Source organism: Shimia sp. R11_0, assembly GCF_017744035.1.
GTDB classification, from domain to species: Bacteria; Pseudomonadota; Alphaproteobacteria; order Rhodobacterales; family Rhodobacteraceae; genus Shimia; species Shimia marina.
The window spans coordinates 1-1561 of record NZ_JAGHQY010000025.1; the positions used below are offsets into that span (position 1 = coordinate 1).

1 protein-coding gene is annotated in these 1561 nt (G+C 51.5%); it reads right to left on the reverse strand.

What is annotated here, in order from left to right; all coding sequences use genetic code 11:
- Positions 1–1269, reverse strand: a 1269-nt coding sequence (locus tag J7382_RS19835; protein WP_209070717.1) for a hypothetical protein, incomplete at its 3' end; no start/stop codon positions are given.
- Between the last annotated feature and the right edge of the window lie 292 nt (positions 1270–1561).

Below are 1561 nucleotides of genomic sequence, written 5' to 3' on the forward strand. Positions count from 1 at the left end.
ATGTACACACAGGATCGGGACTTCTTTCCGCGTGAAGAACTTTATCACCCTAGCTGCGATCCGACTATCGACATTCATAAGCCGAATGCCCTGATCCGAACAAAGTCCATCAGCCAAGAAAGGGTGCTGCTCAGCGAAAGCATCAAGTACTCGTAGAAGGGCCTTGTTGGTCATCGACTTCTCCTTAGATCCCACGTCTGCATCCTGTCGAAACGCTTTGCAGGCAGTGGACCTGTCACGGGCATTCAGAGCCATCAAGACCAACTTCTTCACGAGCTTTCGCTGTCCGTGGGCATCCACATCCGGGATCAAGCCTTCAGGTAGCGCGTATGGATCCCCTTTAAGATCAACTCCTTTTTCTGCTGCCAAAATAGCGACGTGGAGAGCCTGAAAGTCGACTTCAACGGTTGGCTCATCGTCGATATGGATCCGTTTCCGAAACTCCGATCCCACGCTTTGCCACCAGCCACCAAAGAACCTGCCGCCAGCCTCCCAATCACATCGGTTGAAGATCCTCCGAACATGATGGTCCATTCCGCAGATTGGAACTTTGGCCATCTTACCTTGGCGTGGTCCCGATTTGATTGGCCTTTCGATAAAAGTCTCCTTTTGGTCAGGCACATCAATAAAGGTCCGGGCCAGGAGTGCGTTGTAGGCCGCGAGATCGTCGCGAGTTCGCTTGGTGAACTCAGTGTCTGCGTATTCAACCTCCTTCTTCCTTGCGTCATGCATCACCACGCTTTCTTTGCCCGGGAACACGTAAATGTGCTCCCGACCAAATTTAGCTTCCCGGAACAGCTTCCTAAGAGGCTCCAATGCGATGATGCGAGCGGTACGGTTGGTTTGGGCTCCAGGACCGGCATAGCTCCCTTTTGACAATTCAATGTAACCTTGCTCGGCAAGGCGATGAACCAGCCCCGGGATTTTCCGAGAGAGCTTCAATGCATTGTAACGCGAGTTGGTGTTCCAAGCCGTGTTGGATAGGTGAACGCCAATAGATAGATTCGGATCTGTCTTCCAAGCGACATAGAGATCCAAGACCAGTACGCGTAATTGGTTCCGATAGCTGGTCTTCGGGCGCGCTCCCCCCTTTGCTTTCGGATGCGTCGAGAGGTCCTGACAGCTTTGCTGCCAAATATGCTCGACTATTTTCCCAGCCTCGGAATGCGCCGAATACACATGAACGTCGAGGGGCCGGGAGTACGTCGGATTTAATGAGACGGGTAACAGTTCGTTCGATGGATTTGGTTTGTTGCTTGCGATAATCAAAGCTCATTCTCTTTCTTCCAAGTCGATGGAGCCCATGGCTACAGCCTTCGGGCATCAAAAATGCTCTTCGGAATCGGTAGAACACTCCGGAGGAATCCGGGTGCAGCTACGAAGATAGATTCGTCGAGCCGGTTAGATTGTGTTTTGAGATTTGAGGACCTTTGCGGGGTCCAATAGCGAAGCAATCGCTATAGCGCCTCTAGACGCTGATAAATTTGCCCGTGATTTACGGGCGCGTATATTAGATATGAGTGCTTGTTCCCGATCTTCAACCCTTAGCGGTGCTTTTTAA